The 20,940-nt window shown below is 41.7% G+C and carries 9 protein-coding genes, 1 tRNA gene and 2 pseudogenes; 4 read left to right on the plus strand and 8 right to left on the minus strand.

Going from position 1 to position 20,940, the window contains the following annotated elements; all coding sequences use genetic code 11:
* Window positions 1–297: 297 nt before the first annotated feature.
* The 5 genes and pseudogenes from AC4CU0_RS10980 to AC4CU0_RS11000 all read right to left on the minus strand — a co-directional run bounded on the left by AC4CU0_RS10980 (window position 298) and on the right by AC4CU0_RS11000 (window position 7,117).
* Window positions 298–1,937, minus strand: a pseudogene (locus AC4CU0_RS10980) (flavin-containing monooxygenase).
* Window positions 1,934–2,798: pseudogene (locus tag AC4CU0_RS10985) on the minus strand (SDR family NAD(P)-dependent oxidoreductase). Before AC4CU0_RS10985 ends, AC4CU0_RS10980 begins: the two co-directional pseudogenes overlap by 4 nt.
* Window positions 2,799–2,810: 12 nt before the next feature.
* Window positions 2,811–3,767, minus strand: coding sequence for a metal-dependent hydrolase (locus AC4CU0_RS10990; RefSeq protein WP_111884407.1), 957 nt, complete (start codon window positions 3,765–3,767; stop codon window positions 2,811–2,813).
* A 237-nt stretch (window positions 3,768–4,004) separates the two neighbouring features.
* Window positions 4,005–5,444 carry a VWA domain-containing protein gene (locus AC4CU0_RS10995; protein WP_490743138.1) on the minus strand — a complete coding sequence of 480 codons (1,440 nt, stop codon included), beginning with the start codon at window positions 5,442–5,444 and terminating at the stop codon, window positions 4,005–4,007.
* Window positions 5,432–7,117, minus strand: a complete 1,686-nt coding sequence (locus tag AC4CU0_RS11000; protein WP_490743139.1) for an AAA family ATPase — start codon at window positions 7,115–7,117, stop codon at window positions 5,432–5,434. Before AC4CU0_RS11000 ends, AC4CU0_RS10995 begins: the two co-directional genes overlap by 13 nt.
* On the opposite strand from AC4CU0_RS11000, the gene AC4CU0_RS11005 reads away from it, so the two are divergent.
* Window positions 7,100–7,612: a hypothetical protein gene (locus AC4CU0_RS11005; protein WP_180063458.1), complete on the plus strand. Its 513-nt coding sequence runs from the start codon at window positions 7,100–7,102 to the stop codon at window positions 7,610–7,612. The two genes, AC4CU0_RS11000 and AC4CU0_RS11005, sit on opposite strands and share 18 nt — an antisense overlap.
* A 375-nt stretch (window positions 7,613–7,987) precedes the next feature.
* A complete protein-coding gene (locus AC4CU0_RS11010; RefSeq protein ID WP_490743140.1) occupies window positions 7,988–9,613 on the plus strand; it encodes an NAD+ synthase in 1,626 nt (541 codons plus the stop codon).
* 267 nt (window positions 9,614–9,880) lie between these two features.
* Here the strand turns inward: AC4CU0_RS11010 and AC4CU0_RS11015 are convergent.
* Window positions 9,881–9,957: transfer RNA gene (locus tag AC4CU0_RS11015), tRNA-Met, on the minus strand.
* Window positions 9,958–10,124: 167 nt separating this feature from the next.
* Between AC4CU0_RS11015 and AC4CU0_RS11020 the strand changes: the two genes are divergently transcribed.
* On the plus strand, window positions 10,125–10,541 hold the full coding sequence (locus tag AC4CU0_RS11020) for a hypothetical protein (RefSeq protein WP_490743141.1): 417 nt from the start codon (window positions 10,125–10,127) through the stop codon (window positions 10,539–10,541).
* 294 nt (window positions 10,542–10,835) lie between these two features.
* Window positions 10,836–11,276, plus strand: a complete 441-nt coding sequence (locus tag AC4CU0_RS11025; RefSeq protein ID WP_180177991.1) for a universal stress protein — start codon at window positions 10,836–10,838, stop codon at window positions 11,274–11,276.
* 105 nt (window positions 11,277–11,381) lie between these two features.
* On the opposite strand, the gene AC4CU0_RS11030 is transcribed toward AC4CU0_RS11025, so the two are convergent.
* Both AC4CU0_RS11030 and AC4CU0_RS11035 read right to left on the minus strand, forming a co-directional pair.
* Complete coding sequence (locus tag AC4CU0_RS11030; protein ID WP_180007462.1) at window positions 11,382–11,699, minus strand: MGMT family protein; 318 nt, start codon at window positions 11,697–11,699, stop codon at window positions 11,382–11,384.
* Window positions 11,700–11,771: 72 nt separating this feature from the next.
* On the minus strand, window positions 11,772–20,714 hold the full coding sequence (locus tag AC4CU0_RS11035) for a BapA/Bap/LapF family large adhesin (RefSeq protein WP_490743142.1): 8,943 nt from the start codon (window positions 20,712–20,714) through the stop codon (window positions 11,772–11,774).
* Between the last annotated feature and the right edge of the window lie 226 nt (window positions 20,715–20,940).

Genomic DNA, 20,940 nt, shown 5'->3' on the forward strand with positions numbered 1-20,940 from the left:
GGGGCGGTTTTTTTATGCTACTAGATTTATTTTGCACTATTGAACAGACCCATCTGACTGAATTTTCCTGCTCAATCATTAGATAAAACGATGCCTCACAAGCTATAAAGTATGATGTATATTGCTTAATGTATTTTAAATCGCCATTTTCTAAAAAATCTCACACTTTTTCATCAGATATCATCATAAAAAAAGCCTAATTCCACGTAGAAATTAGGCTGTAAACAAAAGGTTTAAATATTGATGATGCTTCATTTTGGCTTATCGAGTTAAGCGACATTTATTAAACCAAAGTCTCTAAGCAACAGTCTCATAATCTGCCAAATCCACATGTTTAAGACGCTGCTTTAACTGTTTCAGTGACCACGGCCAAGCTGCAAAATTGCGCCCATTGGCATCTAAGTAATAGCTCTTACAGCCGCCACTATTAAAGACTGTCGTCTGTAGATGTGTCTGCACTTTTGCATTGTGATAGGCCAATACATTTGGCTTAATTTCAAGCCGTTGTATCTTCTCTTGTTTCATTTTTACCAAGGCATCGACGATATACCCAACCTGTGCTTCTGCAATCCCAATGAATGAGTCATAAACCAAAATATTTGGCCCGAGCACCAAGAAGGCATTAGGTACTTGCGCGATACTGGTACCCAAAAACGCTTCAGGAGAACTGTTTTTCCAAAGTTCTGACAATAACTCCCCTTTGGCATTTTTTACACGCTGCCCAATCGGCGGATGAGAAACTTCAAAACCTGTGCCCCAAATAATGACATCGACTTCATGACGTTCACCATTCGCAGCAATAACAGTATTACCTTCTATTTCAACTAAACCATGTGGTACAAGTTCGACATTGGCTTGCTGCAAAGCAGGATAAAATTATTGGCAAATAAAAGACGCTTACAACCAATAGAAAAGTTTGGTGTAACTTTTTCACGTAATTCAGCATCTTGAATTTGTGTTTTTAACAACTGACGACCCAAATAATTCACAGGCTCTAAAAGCGAAGGATTACGTAGTCCTAAATTAATACCATTTAATATACCGGCCACACTTTTGCGCCAAGTTTCTTGTACTGTTGGAAAGCGGGTAATGATGCCTTTCGCACGGTCATTCAGTGGTAAATCTGCTTTTGGCAATACCCATGGCGCGGTCCGTTGAAACACCACCACTTTTTTGGCAATAGGTTGAATCTGAGGAATAAACTGAATCGCAGATGCCCCCGTACCAATCACTGCAATACGTTTATCTTTTAAGTCATAGGCATGGTTCCATCGCGCAGAATGGAACATTTCACCTTCAAAGCTTTCAATACCTTTAATTTTTGGAATTTGAGGTTCAGTAATCGGCCCAGTGGAAAAAATTACCGTTCTCGCCGCATACTTACCTTTGCTCGTCTCCAATTGCCATTGTTTCAACTCCTCATTCCATTCCGCTGCAATCAATTCACAGTTGAACTGAATGTTGCGATAAAGCGCATGCTGCTCCGCAACATCTTCTAAATAATTCAGAATCTCAGGTTGCTTAGCAAATAAATGACTCCATTTATGACTCGGTGCAAATGAAAAAGAATACAAAGCCGAAGGGACATCACATCCACAACCTGGATAGGTGTTGTCGCGCCATGTACCTCCCACGCGATTGGCTTTTTCCAAAACCACATAATCGGTATAACCCCGTTCATTCATTTGATGAGCGGCAGCTAAACCGGATATCCCCGCACCAATCACAATGGTATCGTAGACACGCACTTGATTTTCTACGCTTGGTTTTTCTAGGCTAGGCTCTGACTCTGATTGGTCTTGTACTGCTTTTTTTGCTTTGGCAGAAGACGTTACAGTACGACGTACATTAGTTTGCGTTGTTGCCTTTTTAGTTTGAGTTTTCTCTTGATCTAATGCTTTTACATCTTCGTCATGTAATTGTGTCGGCATGTTCATGCTTTTGCTCCCGACTTTTTAATATAGTTGTTAAATAAGGGATAACCCCCCCAATAAGCGGGTATAGGTTTGCGGGGATAGACGCTTTAACCACCAAAATAATTTGGCATCAGGTTGCGGAATGGTATACAACTTCCCTGCATCTAAATTATTCAATGTCAAATCGACGACATCGTGGCTCGTCGTAAATGCATGATTCATCAGCAGTTGATCAGCCAAGCCTGAATATCGATTGGGCAAGCGACCATTTTTCATAATATTGGTTGGCACCAAGGTTGGGCACAGCACATTCACACGGATATTTGCCGATCTGAGCTCTGCCGATAAAGTTTCAGACAAAGCCAACACACTCGACTTCGTCACGTTATATGCTGTCATTTCTGGTGCAGCAGTATATGCCGCAGCAGAAGCAACATTAATAATCGCGCCCCCCTGCTTATTTTGTTTCAACTTGGGTACAAAATAATGGCAGCCATGCACCACACCCCACAAATTGACATGCATACACCACTGCCAGTCATCTAAACTCAGCTCATCAAATTTACCACCCAGCCCGACGCCTGCATTGTTGATCACCAAGGTCACAGCATGCCCCATCAACTGCTCAGCTTGCTCTGACAGTGCTTTAACTTCTTCAGCCTTACCTACATCACACTACACCGCATAAGCATTTGATGAGGTCGTGGATTGAATTTGATCCACCGTTTCTTGCGCTGCCTCTAAATGAATATCGGCACAGACCACTGTTCCGCCACGACGAGCCAACTCCAAAGCGGAACTTCGCCCAATACCACTGCCTGCACCAGTGACCACCACACAGGCATTTTCACTTGGCTTGTTCTTTTTTCCAAATAGACCCATGGTTTTGTCCTTTTATCGTTTTAATGCTGGGGTAAATTCTTTGACAAAATAAGGTGTTAACACACCATCAACAGGGTTCAGCAAACGCTTTTTGTAATATTCAAGAAATGCAGAAGTGTCATGATCATTTGGGTGAAAACTTGGTCGTAAATAATCAAAAATATGCCCGAGGCTGCTGCCATAAACACCATCTCTTAGACCAAAAATCAGTTGGAAACTGCGCGGAACATCTTTCCAGTAGCTTAGGCTAATCAAATTTGATGGCTTTCTGTAGAAAGGGACAATCGAAGCGCCTATCGAAATCAAACCCAAAATGGTAATTAATGCAGGGAAAAAGCCAGCAATACGTAAAGCATAATTACCTGATAATTCTTGATAAACATCATAGGCAATGTCTTTGTGTTCAGACTCTTCCAACATATGCCACATCCAAATAGCGCGCTGCTTTTCATCTATTGAATTAAAAAAGATTTCTTCATGATTCATCATGTATTCCGCAAGCACTGCGGTGAAATGCTCAATTGCTGCCATTAAGGATAACTTCATTGGCTGTGGCATACGTTCAAAACCATAGGCAAAGACGTAGTGTTCTAACTTTCTGAAAAATTGCACAGGCAGATTTCTTGCGCGATACGCTTCATTCATTTCTTCATGCATACGTGAATGAATGGCCTCTTGCCCAATCAACGACGTGACACGTTGTCTTAATACAGGATCTTGAATAAAGTCGCGATGATATCGAGCAGTATCAATCACCAAATCTTCGCCACGAGTTAAGAAAATAGATAAAGATGCAAAATAGGCACTGGCCAATTCTGCATTCATATAAAATTTTGGATCAATTTTTTCTGGTTCAAAATCAAATTTCATATGACGAATAGGAACAACGGCAGACTGTTTTGTTGGGTCAAAGACAGGGCCTGCAAATACGCGTGCTAACGTTTTTTTTATCGGTTGAAAAGCGCTCATGATTTTGCTCTCAATTTGGGTGTTTACCGTTCATTGACTTCATGTCGATTAAAGTAAAAACACATAGATTGAGGATCAAATTAAGTGAGATAGATCACTAGGCCATTAGTAAAACCGACCTCTAGATTTGCAAAAATGCTCAAATATTTTCTTTGTCAGACAATCTTTAAAACATCCATGCTGTATGGCTCAAAAGCTTGTCATTAAAGGTCATGGCGTATTTTGAGTGAGTGACGTTTATTGGATTTTTTGCATTTCACCAGTCGCAGATTGATAGACCCATTGATGATCAAACAGGCTTTCGTCTAAATGATCCAGTTTAAAATTACCGATAGCCACAGCATAGAATCCATTGCCCTGCTGCTTCAAATGTGTGATCTCTTGCATGAGTTCTTCAGTCAGTTGACCCATTATAAAGTCGGAAATCACCACCACATCGGCATGTACAAAATTCGGTTGTTTCAGCATGTCCACGGCATGATTCATCGCAGGGATAATATCTGTTCCCCCATGAAATGACTGCCCTAAAAAGTGAATGACATCATCCAAAGCGCTGTTACAGTGTAAATTCAGCGCGGTTAAATTGGTCGAGAAATTAACCAAATACATCGCTCGCTTTTCTTTTAGCGCTCGAATAGATAAATACAAACAAATCGCTTTGGAAATCAGTTCGGGTTGCCCATTCATTGAGCCACTGGTATCTAAGCAGACAATCATCGGGCCTTTTTGTCCGACTCGACGTTGTGTATGGCGTGGGTCTTCGATCACCCGTCCCTGTTGCTGACCTTGTCGATTAAAACTCATCAGGTTAGATTCTAAATATTTCAAATCAAATAAAACCTGCAAGTCTGGATCGGCTAATAGCGCCAACTCGCTAGGTAAAGCCATACTGATTTCTTGTGCCAATTTAATTCCAGTAATTTCCTCTTGCGCCATCGGGGTGTGAATAAGCTGCTGTGGTTCTTGTTCTAACTGAGCAGAAATCCGCTTACGTGGCATATTCGGCTGTGCGCTTCCGATCATTTGACATAGACGTTTAAGCGCCCGATCTTGCTCGAGATAATTCGCCCATTGCTCAAAGTTCTGTACATCATGCTCAGTTAATTGCCCTTTGGAATAGTCCAGAAAAATCCCAGTTTCAAACCCGACACTGTCATGGTGCTTGACCATTTTCGACAATATCGCGAGAAAATCTTTGATTTCATCTAAAAAGGCATCTCGTTGTAAACGGAGCTGCTCAAACTCCCAATGCGCAATGGCTTCGGTCAATTTACGCTGCCATTTGCCTTTGAATAGCTCTATTTGTAATTGACGCTGCTGCTCAGTCAGCAACGACTGTTGGCTCTGTTGCCACATTTCAGTGAATTCAGGAATCCCCAAGGTTTGCATGAAGGCGGCATATTCAGTGTGGAATTGTACAAAATGACCCTGTTCCCAATGCTTTAACGCAAGCCAATATTCCAATTGCTGCTGCGCCATTGCATAGGGATGCTGCTGATCTAAACTCGATTTTGCCTGAAAAGCCCATTCCTGAATTTTTTGATCGAGCTTTTTTGCCACTTTATGATCATCCAACCAATGTTTTAAGCTGGATTGTTTTAATTCATCATAAAGCTGCGAACTTAATTCATCGAGCGCCGATTGGGTTTGTTGTCGTGTCGGTTTTAATTGCGACATAACTGTTCCAAGCGCTCACAATCTTGCAACTGCAACTGATATCTCGCCAATTGCTGCTCAATAGATTGAATCAAATGTTCAATATCCTGTTCAGTGACAAAGACCGATTTAAACTGATGTTTTTGACTGTTAAATCGTTCCGTTAACAGTTCCAATTCTGTTTGAAACTGTGCTTTGAGCTGTTGAACTTCGTGTAACAGCTCATATTGGCTTTGTGCTGAAAGAGAGCTGCGTGGACTACCTTTGGTATGTTTTATATACGGCGTCACCACTTCTTCTAAGCCGTAATAGCCACCTTTTAACGTACACACTCTTGAACCATTAAAATTACATACGATGCCACGCACTTCTTCACCGGTATCATCTAAGGCAAAGAAGTCCTTTTTCGTATCCATTTTATCCAGTTCGAGATACAACAGTTTATCTTTATAGTGTCGATCTAGATTAGTCACTGCACGCAAGTAATCAGTGCCATGAATTAAATAACTCTCATAGACATCATCGGTATAATAAAAATGATTGAGCACCCGCTGTTCAAGTGCATCCTTCTCTGCCACATACTGTTCGAACTGCAACCCATAATTTAAGCCATTTTCAGCCAATACTTCATCTATCTGCTGTGAAACAAATGCAATGTCTTCAGGCTGATTCCATAAGCAATGTTTTAAAATTAATAAATCACTCAAAATCACCGATGAACGATCATTTAAAAATGCACAGGTTTTGACTAAATAAGCCACACGTTGCCAACGACGGTCAGAGACATAGACCACGTGATCTTCAAAATTATGATTGAGTCGAGTTTTAAGTTGATCAAACAGATTTAAAATCGATTCGGGTAATTCCACTTGATAAATCTGTTCCCGCCAATCTTGTAGCTCCGCTTTTTTTATTTTTAAAGTTGCATCGACTTCAACACTGACTCGACTCGGCTTGGCCTGTAATAGTGCATGAAAGTTTTCTGCAACGGCAATCGGCGGCACTTCTAAACGCAAAATAAAACGATCATATAAGGCATCCAAACCTTGATTCGGTTCGGGAATTTCATTCGATGCGCTGACCAAAACATTCAATGGAACTTTTTGGACAATATCACCATTTTTAAAACTCCGCTCATTCACCAAGGTCAGTAAAGTATTTAAAATCGCAGGGCTGGCTTTCCAAATTTCATCTAAAAATGCAAAATCTGCCCGTGGTAAATAATGTTCTGTTTTACGAATGTATTGATCTTCTTTTAAGGCTTTAATCGATACTGGGCCAAAAATTTCTTCCGGCGTACTGAAACGATTCATCAAATATTCAAAATAGTCATGGACTTCAAAAGCAGAGGCGATTCGACGTGAAATCAAACTTTTTGCAGTGCCAGGCAAACCATATAAAAAGGTATTCATACCCGCAACACCAGCCAGCAAACTCAAAGCAATAATCTGCTCACGTTCATACATATTTTTGCTGATTTCAGAAATTAAAGTATTGATCCGTGCTTGCATCTGACTATCTGTTTGACCGAAAACTAAATTGTAACGCCCTAACCGATTTTTCGCTGTAGCAGATGCAAAAATATCGCTTTTTAAATACAGCGCTACAGCGTGATGCCGTATTTTCAGGTTATAGTAAAAATGTACATTCCTTTGGAACAATAAACACTTTTCATCATGTTGCCTTTCTTTCACACACTCATTCGGCTGCTAAAACTTGAAGGCTTTAAATATCGATCACTCACGGCAGGTGAAATATCCATGTGTCGCAGTGTGTTTGGTGATTTGATTCAATATGAGCAAGTGAAAGTGATGAATCACCCTTTTTTACCTTGGCAATCGGCGCATGTGGTCATGGCGCCTCAAGGGTATATCCATGCAAGAAATTTACTGTTTAAAGCGGACTACGCCAAAGCGTCTTTAGGATATCGCGCCCTGTTTATTCATGAGATGGCCCATGTTTATCAATACCAGCAGCAGATCAATGTTTTGGGTCGGGGTGCTGTTTTACAGATGGCGTATTTCTTTAGTTTTAAAAAATATAATCCTTACCGCTATACCCTCAAACCACACAAAGCATTTTTTGACTACAACATTGAGCAACAAGGCGACATTGCTCGTGACATCTATTTAAAGCGAATTAAAAATATTATTTTATATCCAGAACTTGTTCATCAAATTGAGCTGTAAAGCGTCAATGCTCTGTGGCGAATATTTTTAGATAGAATTGAATATCGCCTGATCATTCTATTTCACACTTTTTCCAGGCCATTGACGCTATTTTAAGTACAAAAAAACAGCATTAATATTTACTTTATGGCACATAAGCTCAGCTAGGCTTTTAAAAGCTATGAATACCTCTAGTATCTCGCTTAAATTCAGATAAAATAGGCTCACCTTATTTTTTTGCTTTGCATCAAAACAAGTGAATTATCATACGATGATGGTGTTTTGTTTTCGCCTTTCGGCAGTATTTTTCGTATCTAAATACACTCGCTGAATAATCACAATAATACAAATCAGTGTGTTAAGTGTATTCACCTATAGGAATAGGATTTAGTTGGAATGAATAGTTTTAAAATTGCACTTGCTCAGTTCTCTCCGCATATTGGTAACCTAGAATCAAACGCAGCAAAAATGCTTCAACAAGCCAATGTTGCAAAAGAACAGAACGCAGATATTATTGTTTTTCCGGAACTTTCTACAGTTGGTTATCCTGCTGAAGATTTATTATTACGTCCAAGTTTAAATAAACGTACACAGCAAGCTTTTGAACAATTTGCGAGCATTAAGGACATCGTTTTAGTCTTTGGTTTTGTAAATCAAACTGAAGATGGTCAGCGCTATAACTCTGCTGCTGTCATGAAAAATGGTCAAGTTCTCGGGATTTACAATAAACAAAATCTTCCAAACTATAGCGTTTTTGATGAAAAACGTTATTTCAGTGAAGGTCATCAACACCTAGTCTTTGAATATTTAGGTCATAAGTTTGGTGTGTTGATTTGCGAAGATGTTTGGGCATTACCAACTGTTCAACAGCTTGCTCAGTTAAATGTTGAAACCGCTTTGGTTTTAAATGCTTCACCTTATGAAGTTGGTAAACCACAGCATCGCATTGAAACCATGGCTGCATTGACCAAACAATTGAACATCAATTTGGTTTACTGTAACCAAGTGGGCGGTCAAGATGACCTTGTCTTTGATGGCACAAGCTTTGTGATGAACAATTCAGGTGAAGTTGCATTGCAAGCACCGAGTTTTGTTGAAGATCTATATATCACAGAATACGATGCCGAACAAAAAGCCTTTAAAACAGGTGCAATCACCCCTGTATTAAATACCATGGCTGAAATCTACCAAAGCCTTGTAATCGCAACACGTGACTACGTACAACGTTCAGGCTTCCCTGGCGTGATTTTAGGTCTATCTGGTGGTATTGACTCAGCATTAACTTTAGCGATTGCTGCCGATGCGATTGGCACCGATAAAGTTCAAGCGGTCATGATGCCATATACCTATACCGCGCAAATCAGCGTTGAAGATGCTGCTGAACAAGCCAAGAATATGGGCGTGACTTTTGGTATTGCCGAAATCAATCCAATTGTGAATGGCTTTATGCAAACCTTATTCCCTTTCTTTGGCGATGCACCGACTGATGCGACTGAAGAAAACCTACAAGCGCGTTCTCGTGGTACGTTGCTAATGGCCTTATCGAACAAGTTCGGCAATTTAGTCCTTTCTACAGGGAACAAGTCTGAATTATCTGTTGGCTACTGTACATTGTACGGTGACATGGTCGGTGGCTTTGCGGTTCTTAAAGACGTCTATAAAACGATTGTATTTGAACTAGCAAAATACCGTAACAGCATTTCAGAAACACCAGTGATCCCTGAACGTGTAATTACTCGTCCACCTTCTGCGGAACTTCGTCCAGATCAGAAAGACCAAGACTCATTACCTGAATATGATGTATTAGATGCCATCTTATATGCGTATATCGAAGAAGACATGAGCCAAGATGACATCATTGCTAAAGGTTTTGATGCTGAAATTGTGAAAAAAGTCATCCGTTTGGTTGATCTAAACGAATACAAACGTCGCCAAGGCGCAATCGGTCCACGTATCAGCTCACGTGCATTTAGCCGTGAACGACGCTACCCGATCGTGAATGGTTGGAAACCGGGTATCTAATTACTCAATTCAAATCAAAAAAGCCCAGTTCTATCACTGGGCTTTTTTTTATAGGCGCAAAAAACACAGCAGTAAATATAAAAAGTAATTGAGATGTGTATTTCAAAAGTTAGGACATCAATTCATAACATCAAAGATTTGAGTTCTCTTTTTTTCTACATAAACATCGTAAATAGATCATTTTATTAGTGCTGTAATTATTTCAATCTATTTGACTTTTTCTAGGCACAAAAAAAGAGATCAAGCTGAGAGCTTGGTCTATAAAAATGGTGGCTATGACGAGACTTGAACTTGTGACCCCCGCATTATGAGTGCGGTGCTCTAACCAACTGAGCTACATAGCCGTAAACTGTGGTGGCATTATCTAGATTTCACACATTATCGTCAAGCATTTTTGTTTGTAATTGTTCAGAGTTTAAACAAGAAAAGTTCAAGATGTTACTATTTAAGCAAATCATGCTATTTTTAGCCCTAATTACTATATTTTTTGATTAAAAATTAGAGTTTTATCATGCAATTCAATTCGATAAAAAAAACCTGTCTGACCCTCAGCCTTGCTGTCATGACATTAACGGGCTGCCAAATCGTCTCGCCTATTTTTGTTGACTACAATGGCGTGCGACGTGATGTGGCGACTTGGATTAATAAACAGCCTTTATTAAGCATGCAACAAAAGCGCAGCATGGCTCAACTTAGCCGAGCACAGCAACCCATCATTCGACTCGACTTCACTGATCAGGAGAAGTTAGTTAGTGTTGCGCTCGCCAATGAAGCTGCGATGTATTGTGCCAATCAGCATTTATCAGCGCGACAAATTCAACGCCTGCAAAAACAGATCTTCCCTGAAGATGCGTTGCATAAATTAAGCTTGCTTGAGCAACAAGCATTGCATATTACCCTGACAGAGCAAGAGAAACAGTGTGATTAAAACCATGTCTGCTGTTGGATGAATTCATCTAGGCTCAATTTTTTCAGCACCAAATTGTCTTACAACCTAGACATAGCTGCTTACATTATTGAGCATTTTTGCTATCGCTAAGCGAGGTGAAAACAAGTCTATATTTTTGCAATATTTTTATTGCGAATTTCGCAATATCCTTATGAATTTACTTGGTTTTATTCCCAAATAAAAAAGCGTATGATGAAACTATGATCAATGTAAATAGCGCTTTTTTTCAGGTTTTTCCATCCAAATTCAATTGATCAGATAAGGAGAAATAAAATGGCTTTAAATAATATTTTAGTTCCAGTGGACGGTTCAGACACTTCTTATGCTGCGGTGGCTAAAGCTGTCGAGTTTGCAAAAACTTTTGGCAGTAAAATTACTGTGGTTCAAGTACTGACGCTCGATCCATATATTGCTGCAGAGTATATTTCAGCAGCACAAACCAATGATTTAATTGAACGTGCTCGTGCATCGATTTTAAATACACTTGAAGAAGCAAAAGCGAAATTTTCAACTGAAGGTGTCACTGTTGAAACTCGCTTACTTGAAGGTCAAGTGGTGCATACTGAACTGGTTAAAGCTGCAGAAGAAACACATGCGGACTTGATTATTATTGGTTCACATGGCCGTACAGGGATCAAAAAATTCTTCTTGGGCAGCGTAGCTCAAAGCGTACTAGGTGCTTCAGACATTCCTGTTTTGGTTGTACGCAAATAAGCCATTAGATTTATAGCTTAAAAAAGCCTTCTAATCCTAGAGGGCTTTTTATTGACTACTTCATCAATTATAAAATTAAAATTCTATGTTTAAGGCAAGGATTTTTTAAGGTATCCATTGATATTGTTTCAATGAGATGCGTCCATTCACTACAAAGACATTTTCGGCTTCCAGCTTCAACTGCTGGATATTTTCACCTTTTTCATTGCAACGCTGCGTGCTGATTTTTCCTTGCGCATTGACCACCCGATGCCATGGGATCGTTGATGTTGCATCTAGATGCTTGAGTACATAGCCAACCAGTCGTGCATGCTTCGGTAAACCCGCTAATTTGGCAATTTGTCCGTAAGTGGCAATCTTCGCCTGCGGTATCAATTGAATGACCGACAAAATTTGCGTTGCCAATTCATCACTCTGCTTCATCTGATCTCCTTTGAGCCGCATAAAAAAAGAGAACCCGAAGGTTCTCTTTGATTAATACTTAATTTTGACAGATTAGTACAGTAATTGGTTGTGATCGATTAGATCTTGTAGAGTCACATCGGTATTTTTCAAAGTGAGTAATTCAACTTTATCCCCAAATTTAGACCCTGTTCCATCACGATCAATGCTGATCACGGTGTTGCCCTTGCCATCAGATTTCACCGAAACAAACTGATCAATATTCGACTGATTGACATTTTGACCTTGTAACAAGGCTTTGATATTCACTTTATCGCCTTCAGACGCATTAAAGTCATTCCAAGTATCATGTCCATTGCCACCCGTTGCATCTGCTTGATCCAATACTTTATAAATAACCGTATCAATCCCCGCTTTGGTGCTGAATTGATCATTGCCTGCAGTGCTAGTGATTTCATCGTTACCGACACTCCCTGTGAAGTTCACACCTGCTTTAATGGTCAAGGTTGCCGCTGAAATATCACCATTTGGTGCAACCAGTTTATACGTAAACTGTTCTGCTGCACCTGAGGTAAGATTCGTATCTTTAAGAGTGTAGGTGTAGCTACCATCTGATTTCACCACCATTTCGCCATATTTCGCCGTAATGGTTGTACCCGTAGAACTCACTTGGGTAAAGGTTAAGCCACCATCTTTAGACACATACAAATCTGTATATTTTGAAGCGACAGTATCAACACCAAATCCATCATTATCAGTTAATAAATTGCCTTTGGTTGCAGCGTTCGCAGCAGATTTTACGGTAAAGCTATCAAGGTCAATAATGCTCCGCGAAATGACCGCCGATACACTGCCGCCCAAGCTTATGCCTTTATTGGTTACGGCTTGAATCGTATAGGTTCCTGCTTTCAACCCATTGACCGTGACAGAATTACCATTTGGCAATAGACCAATAACATCAACTACAGTCGAAGCACCCGAAGTCGCAACTAATTTACCTTTTTCGTCGTAGACGTTAATCGTGGTATTACCCAGTAATGAAACCAGTTGTGAAGAACCAAAATCAACTTTGATGTCTTCTACAGTTCCATCTGCAACGGTGATTTTGGTCGAACCTGCTTTCGTGCCACCAAATCCAATCGACCAACTGTAGCTAATTGAACTTGAATTACCTGTAGATACCGTATTCGATGCATCCAAACCGATCATGTCAATATTGTTGGTAGCAACAACTGTACTTGCATGATCTTTTGGCTCCGCTGCATTCCAGTTCAACGCCAAATCGCTTTGCGTATCAATGTGAATTATCAGGTCAGCACTACTTGCTTTGCCCGAAACCGGATCAACCACGGAATAGCTAAACACTTCTGCCTTACCAATCGCTGTGACATCAGCTTTCGGTTTATAGCTATACGAGCCATCTTGATGAATGGTTAATGTGCCATAGTTCCCTTTGACTGTGGTCGTACCATTGATCAATTGGCCATTGATACTGTTGACGATTGCACCTGCTGGAACAGCGTCCTGACCATAAAGTGCATCATGATCTGAGATGACATTTCCTTTGGCTTCTTCTACATGGCTCACTTCAGGTTCTACTGAAGTATCAAACACTTTTAACGATAGATTTGCACTGACCGATGTTGCAAGACCAATAGCCGAACCACCGACAAACTCAAACTTATATTCACCTGATTGTAAGTTTTTCGCGCGTACAGCCGTTTCTTCGCCAAAGATGCCGATAAAATCTAATAAACCATAGTCTTTATTCGACGCGATCAGCTTCCAGCTACCATCGGCATTTTTCACAAATAGTCGCATTTCTGCTTTATCAAACAGGTTGATCAATGAACCTGTATGTACACTGATCGTTGCCTCACCAACTTCTTGATCCCCGATAGAGAAGTAACCTGTATGTACTTTTGAACCAATATTAATCAGATCAAAAACATTGAATAGTTTATTGGTACGGACTTCTTCAACTGGATATTCAAAGTTGATGTTAGCATTGACTCGATTATCTGCTGCGTGAATGCTAACAGTTGGCGCGATTAATTCTTGAGGTGCAGACTCACCACCATCATCTTTCGCAGTCACTAAAATGTGCTGACCATCTGTCACTGCTGGCTGTAAGACAACTTTGAAATTGCCTTCAAGATCAGCAATTGCAGAGCCTAGAATGGTTTTAGCATCGGCGGCATACACAGTGATATCTGAACCCGCTTCAGCATGACCCGTGACCACAGCACCTTGACTATCTAAAGCTGCAAATGGTGTTGCTGGTGCGTACAAGTCTGGTGCCAATGCTGGTGTAGCTAAAGATTCGCCACCTGCATCTTTTGCGGTCACTTTCACTTGCTCGCCATCCACAAGTGCAGGTACAAGTGCAATACTATAATGACCATTGGCATCCGCAGTCGCTGTACCCAATGGGGTTGTACCTTTGCTACCACCGTATACGGTAACAATGGCAAAAGCTTCGGTCACACCTTCCACAGCAGTTCCTGTTGCATTGACTTTCGCTGTCGGTGCATCAGGGGCAAATAGATCTGGAGCTTGCGCTGTGATTGCTGCTGATTCACCGCCCACATCTTTCGCCGTGACTTTTACTTGCTCACCATCCACTAAAGCAGGTTGAAGTTGAACGCTGTATGCCCCATTTGCATCGGCTACAGCCGTCCCAAGCTTTTGCTTTGCATCAGATGTATATACCGTCACTTCTGAACCCGGTTGAGCTTTACCAAAGACAGTAGAGCCATCTTTTTGGTTCACTTCCGCAGTTGGAATTACCGGCACAGTTGCATCTATTAAATCATCAGATGCAGAACTTTGATTTCCTGCTTGATCTGTAGCAGTCGCTGTATATGTGCCTTCTGCTGCTGTTGCAGGAACTTGTGCGATGAAATGACCATCGGCATAGACAGTGACATCCAGATCTTTGCCTTGTGGATCAGTTATTGAAACTTTCGCACCTGATTCAGTTTTACCTGTAATGGTTGCAGAGCCATCTGGATTTGATAAGACTTTAAAATCATAGATTTGCGGCGCAAGTTGGTCATCTAGATCTGCCGTTGCAGAACCTTGATTTCCTGCTTGATCAGTTGCAGTTGCGGTATATGTACCTTCCGCAGCAGGTGATGGAATCGTTGCTATAAACTGAGCGTTGGCATCAACAGTTGCCGGAAAGGTTTGTCCATCTGGCGTAGTGATTTCAACGCTTGCACCCGGTTCAGTTTTACCTGTCACCATTGCAGAACCATCGGCATTTGCATCGACTTCTAGATCAGCGATTTGCGGGGCAACTTGGTCATCTAGATCTGCTGTTGCAGAACCTTGATTACCAGCTTGATCGGTTGCTGTTGCGGTATATGTACCTTCCGCAGCAGGTGTTGGAATCGTTGCTGTGAATTGACCGTTGGCATCAACTGTTGCAGGATAGGTTTGACCGTCTGGCGTAGTAATTTCAACACTTGCACCCGGTTCAGTTTTACCTGTTACCGTTGCAGAACCATCGGTATTTGCATCGACTTCTAGATCAGAGATCTGCGGTGCAACTTGGTCATCTAGATCTGCCGTTGCAGAACCTTGATTTCCGGCTTGATCGGTTGCTGTTGCGGTATAAGTTCCTTCCGCAGCAGGTGTTGGAATCGTTGCTGTGAAATGACCATTGGCATCAACTGTTGCAGGATAGGTTTGACCGTCTGGCGTAGTGATTTCAACGCTTGCACCAGGTTCAGTTTTACCCGTTACCGTTGCAGAACCATCGGCATTTGCCTGAACCGCAATACTCACTTCAGCAGTGCTATCAATTGTTGTGCTCGTCGCTACTTTTTGACTCGAGTTTCCGGCAGCATCTTTCGCAATCGCTTCAATATGATAAAGACCATTTGTCAGGTTTGATTTTGCTTGGTAACTCCAGTTTCCTTGAGCATCAACAAGTGCCTGTCCTGTTTCGACAACATTTCCGAGTTGATCTTTCACACTTACGCTAACAGTTACGCCTTTTTCAGTTTTTCCACTAAAACTTGGAGATGGATCTGTAATAACACCGACATCATGAATATCAATAAGTGGTGGAATGGTATCGACAATAAATTGTTTCGTTGACGGCGCACTGATATTACCAGCGATATCTTTTGATATGGCTTCTAAGGTTAATAATCCCTCTGGTAAAGCAACCGATGGTGTATACGTCCACTTACCTGTTGCCGTATCGAGTTTCGCTAAGCCTGAATCCAATAATTTATTTTCAGCATCATAAATATTGATCTGAACTTCAGTACTCTTGCTCGATGTCCCCGAGAAAGTCTGTTTATTGTTGTTGGTTTGTGGAATTGACGGTGTGGATAACGTCGTCGCTCGCATAGCAAATGTAGCGAGTGGAGCCACTGCTGGAGCTGCAAAGAAATCAAAATCATCAATATCAACAGTTGGCGGAGTCGTATCGATTTCAAATCCGTCATTCGCTTCAGCTGTGTTACCTGCTTTGTCCGTTGCAATCGCAACAGCCGTATATTCACCATCATCTAAATTACGAGGAGGTGTAAATGTCCATGCGCCGTCTGCAAATACACTTGCTTGGCCTTCAAATTTCACCACACCTGCAAGGTCTTTAATATATACATAGACCGATGCACCCGGCTCAGTTTCTCCACTGATCGTTGGCGTTTGATCATTTGTAATGATTAGATCATCGATAGTAATGGTCGGTGCTGTACTATCGACACTTGCCACGCTGTGCGAAGCTGTCGCGGCTTGACCTGCATTGCCTGCAGCGTCGCTATAACTGCCTGCAGCAATATCCAGTTTCACGGTCGCTGCACTGCCATCGTTGCCATTCGCCACGACTTTAGCAGTCCAACTGCCATCGGCTTGTTGTGCCAAGTCTTTGAGTTTGCCACCAGTAACTTGTACATCGTCTGCATCAAAACCAACAATTTTTTCACTGAAGCTGATCTTCACATCGCCATTATCAGTAATGCTAATCGTCGCTTTTGGTGCTGTGCTATCGATACTTGCCACACTGTGCGAAGCTGTTGCTGCTTGACCTGCATTGCCTGCAGCGTCACTATAACTACCTGCAGCAATATCGAGTTTAACGGTCGCTACACTACCATCGTTGCCATTCGCCACGACTTTAGCAGTCCAACTACCATCGGCTTGTTGTGCCAAGTCGTTGAGTTTGCCGCCAGTGACCTGTACATCGTCTGCATCAAAGCCAATGACTTTTTCACTGAAGCTGATCTTCACATCGCCATTATCAGTAATGCTAATCGTCGCTTTTGGTGCTGTGCTATCGATACTTGCCACACTGTGCGAAGCTGTTGCTGCTTGACCTGCATTGCCTGCAGCGTCACTATAACTACCTGCAGCAATATCGAGTTTAACGGTCGCTACACTACCATCGTTGCCATTCGCCACGACTTTAGCAGTCCAACTACCATCGGCTTGTTGTGCCAAGTCGTTGAGTTTGCCGCCAGTGACCTGTACATCGTCTGCATCAAAGCCAATGACTTTTTCACTGAAGCTGATCTTCACATCGCCATTATCAGTAATGCTAATCGTCGCTTTTGGTGCTGTGCTATCGACACTTGCCACACTGTGTGAAGCTGTCGTGGCTTGACCGGCATTACCTGCCGCATCGCTATAACTGCCTGCAGCAATATCGAGTTTCACGGTTGCTGCACTGCCATCGTTGCCATTCGCCACGACTTTAGCAGTCCAACTGCCATCGGATTGTTGTGCCAAGTCTTTGAGTTTGCCGCCAGTAACTTGTACATCGTCGGCATCAAAACCAACAACTTTTTCACTGAAGCTGATCTTCACATCGCCATTGTCGGCAATCGTAATCGTCGCTTTCGGTGCTGTGCTATCGATACTTGCCACACTGTGTGAAGCTGTCGCGGCTTGGCCTGCATTGCCTGCCGCATCGCTATAACTGCCTGCAGCAATATCGAGTTTCACGGTTGCTGCACTGCCATCGTTGCCATTCGCCACGACTTTAGCAGTCCAACTGCCATCGGATTGTTGTGCCAAGTCTTTGAGTTTGCCACTAGAAACTTGAACATCGTCTGCATCAAAACCAACAACTTTTTCACTGAAGCTGATCTTCACATCGCCATTGTCAGCAATCGTAATCGTCGCTTTTGGTGCTAAACTATCAACAGTCACTTGGGTCTTTACATCATCACTGATGTTGTCAGCTTTGTCTTTTGCATTAGCAGTAACTTGATATGCACCATCCGTTAAATTTGCCTTAACGCTATAGTTCCAATCACCTTTCGCATCCACTGTCGCGGTACCAGTCTCAATAACATCTCCGTTCGGCTTTTTAACTGTAACCGTCACGGTAGAACCAATTTCAGTTTTGCCTTTTACATCAGGAGTTACATCATTGGTGAGTACTGCATTTTGAATTTCAATTACTGGATCAGTGATATCAATCACGAAGGTTTTAGATGCTGGGCTACTAATATTACCGGCTGCATCTTTTGATACAGCTTCAAGTACATAATAGCCTTCGAGCAATTCATTCGCTGGCGTGTAGGTCCATTTACCTGTAGCGGTGTCGAGTTTCGCTAGGCCTGAATCGATAACTTTATTATTGGCATCGCGCAGGTAAACCGTCACTTCTACACTTTTGGTCGAAGTTCCTGAGAATGTTGGCTTCGTTTGATTGGTCTGCGGAACGTTTGCAGGCACGCTTAATTTGCTGACACGAGAAAATGCTGCAGCAAAATTCGATGTACCAAATAAATCGTCAATATCAACCGTCGGTAAAGTGGTATTAACCGTTCCCTTTTCTGTCTGTTGATTACCCGCAGCATCAGTTGCAGTCACAGTCACTGTATAATCAGCTTCGGCAACAGGTGAATCTGGAGTAAATGTCCAAGTACCATCTTTTACCGTTGTCGTGCCAGCAATATCCTTGCCATTTGAATCTTGTACTTGGACTTGAATATTCGCATCTTCATTCACAGTACCTATAAAATTAGGTTCTTTAAAATCGTCAATCGTGACAATTGGTGCTGTAGCATCTATTGTAAATGATGTGTCTGTGGCACGACCGATATTACCAGCAGCATCTGTAGCAATGGCCTCAACTGAGTATTCTCCATCAATCAGGGTTTTATCAGCACGATAACTCCACTGATCACCGATGACCTCTGCCTTTCCTTGATTAACAATTTCGCCTTTAGTATCTCTGATAACAACGCTAACGTCAGTGCCAACTTCTGTTTTACCTTTAAATGTAGGCATTGAATCCTGAGTTAAAGTTGTATCTTCAATAGATATTTCAGGATTAATCGTATCTTTTGCACCAATCACGGTAGTTGGATCAGAGGTATTTCCTACTGCATCTTTCGCTGTCACTTTGGCAGTTTCACCATCGGTCACTGCTGGTGATACAGGGATTTCAAATTCACCTTGACCGTTTGCAGTTCCTGAACCAATTAATTTGCCATTTTCATCGCGCACTTCAACTTTTGCGCCCGGCTCAGTTTTACCCGTTACTGCTGTGCCGTCTGCATTTAATGTTGCGTCAGGCGATGCTGGTTTTAAAGTATCTTTACCACCTGTTACGGTAGTTGGATCAGAAGTATTTCCTGCTGCATCTTTCGCTGTCACTTTGGCAGTTTCACCATCGGTTACGGCAGGTGATACAGGGATTTCAAAGTCACCGAGACTGTTTGCTGTTCCTGAACCAATTAATTTGCCATTTTCATCACGAACTTCAACTTTTGCACCCGGCTCAGTTTTACCCGTTACTACTGTGCCGTCTTCATTTAATGTTGCGTCAGGCGATGCTGGTTTTAAAGTATCCTTACCACCAGTAACGGTTGTTGGATCAGAAGTATTTCCAGCTGCATCTTTCGCTGTCACTTTGGCAGTTTCACCATCGGTCACTGCTGGCGATACAAGGATTTCAAACTCACCTAGACTATTCGCAGTTCCTGAACCAATTAATTTGCCATTTTCATCGCGCACTTCAACTTTTGCGCCCGGCTCAGTTTTACCCGTTACTACTGTGCCGTCTGCATTTAAAGTTGCATTAGGCGCATCAGGTTTGGTGGTGTCTTTTGCAGTCGCTTCTGTCGGTTCTGACTCATTGCCTACTTTATCTGTCACAGTAACATCAACAGTTTCACCATTGGTTAATGGATCTTTAAGTTCAACATCAAAATTCCCTGATGAATCCACTGTACCTGTGCCAATGATTTTGCCGTCTTGATCTTTCACTTCTACAATAGTACCCGGCTCGCCTTTACCTGTGGCGTGCTCACCATCATCGGTAACCACCACATCTTTAGGTGCATCAGGTTTGGTCGTATCTTTTGCAGTAGCTTCTGTTGGTTCTGACTCATTGCCTGCTTTATCTGTCACAGTGACATCAACGGTTTCACCATTGGTTAATGGATCTTTAAGTTCAACATCAAAATTCCCTGATGAATCCACTGTGCCTGTGCCAATGACTTTGCCATCTTGATCTTTCACCTCTACCGTAGTACCCGGCTCACCTTTACCTGTGACGTGCTCACCATCATCGGTGATCACCACATCTTTAGGCGCGTCCGGTTTAGTCGTATCCTTAGAACCACCAGAAGAATCAGATCCACCACCAATAGCTGCACCCAATAAACCAGCGCCACCTGCTCCCGCAATCCACGGTAAAATTACACCTGTCAAAGAATCGTTATAAAGCAGCGGTTCAATTTCATCTAAAGGTTGATACTGAATAACATCCGCAATATCACCATTGGCTGTTGTAAATTTTGCCCAATACAATGTGCCGTCTTCATCCTCAAACACCAAACTATTATCTGGTGTCGCCTCACTAAAATAGTTTTGTACAGTAATCACTTCCCCATTTTTTAAGGTGATTATTGCGTCAACACCATTCTTTGTAATTGAAGCAACATCTTCTTTCGGGATTTTGACGACGATGACAGAATTTTCGATAAGCCCCACTTGATTGGATTCAACTTGATCCAAAACTTTATGACTTTCTTTAGAAATGACAGAAATTTGCGGCATGGGTAAAACCTCATTTATTTGTATTAGGGTCGTTTTTATGTTTTTAGTTTTGTAATGAATTGTTGGTGCTTAATAATTTCTTTAATTACAACTCATTAAAAACGAATTTTTAATTGTGTGCGTTATATCACGCTTTATATTTATTTTGCACAATTGCTTGAATATTGTATTATTTTTATCAATAGGCTCAGATTTTAGATCCATCTTTATACAAGTAATAACAAAC

It is taken from the genome of Acinetobacter sp. LipI_15 (assembly GCF_058242865.1).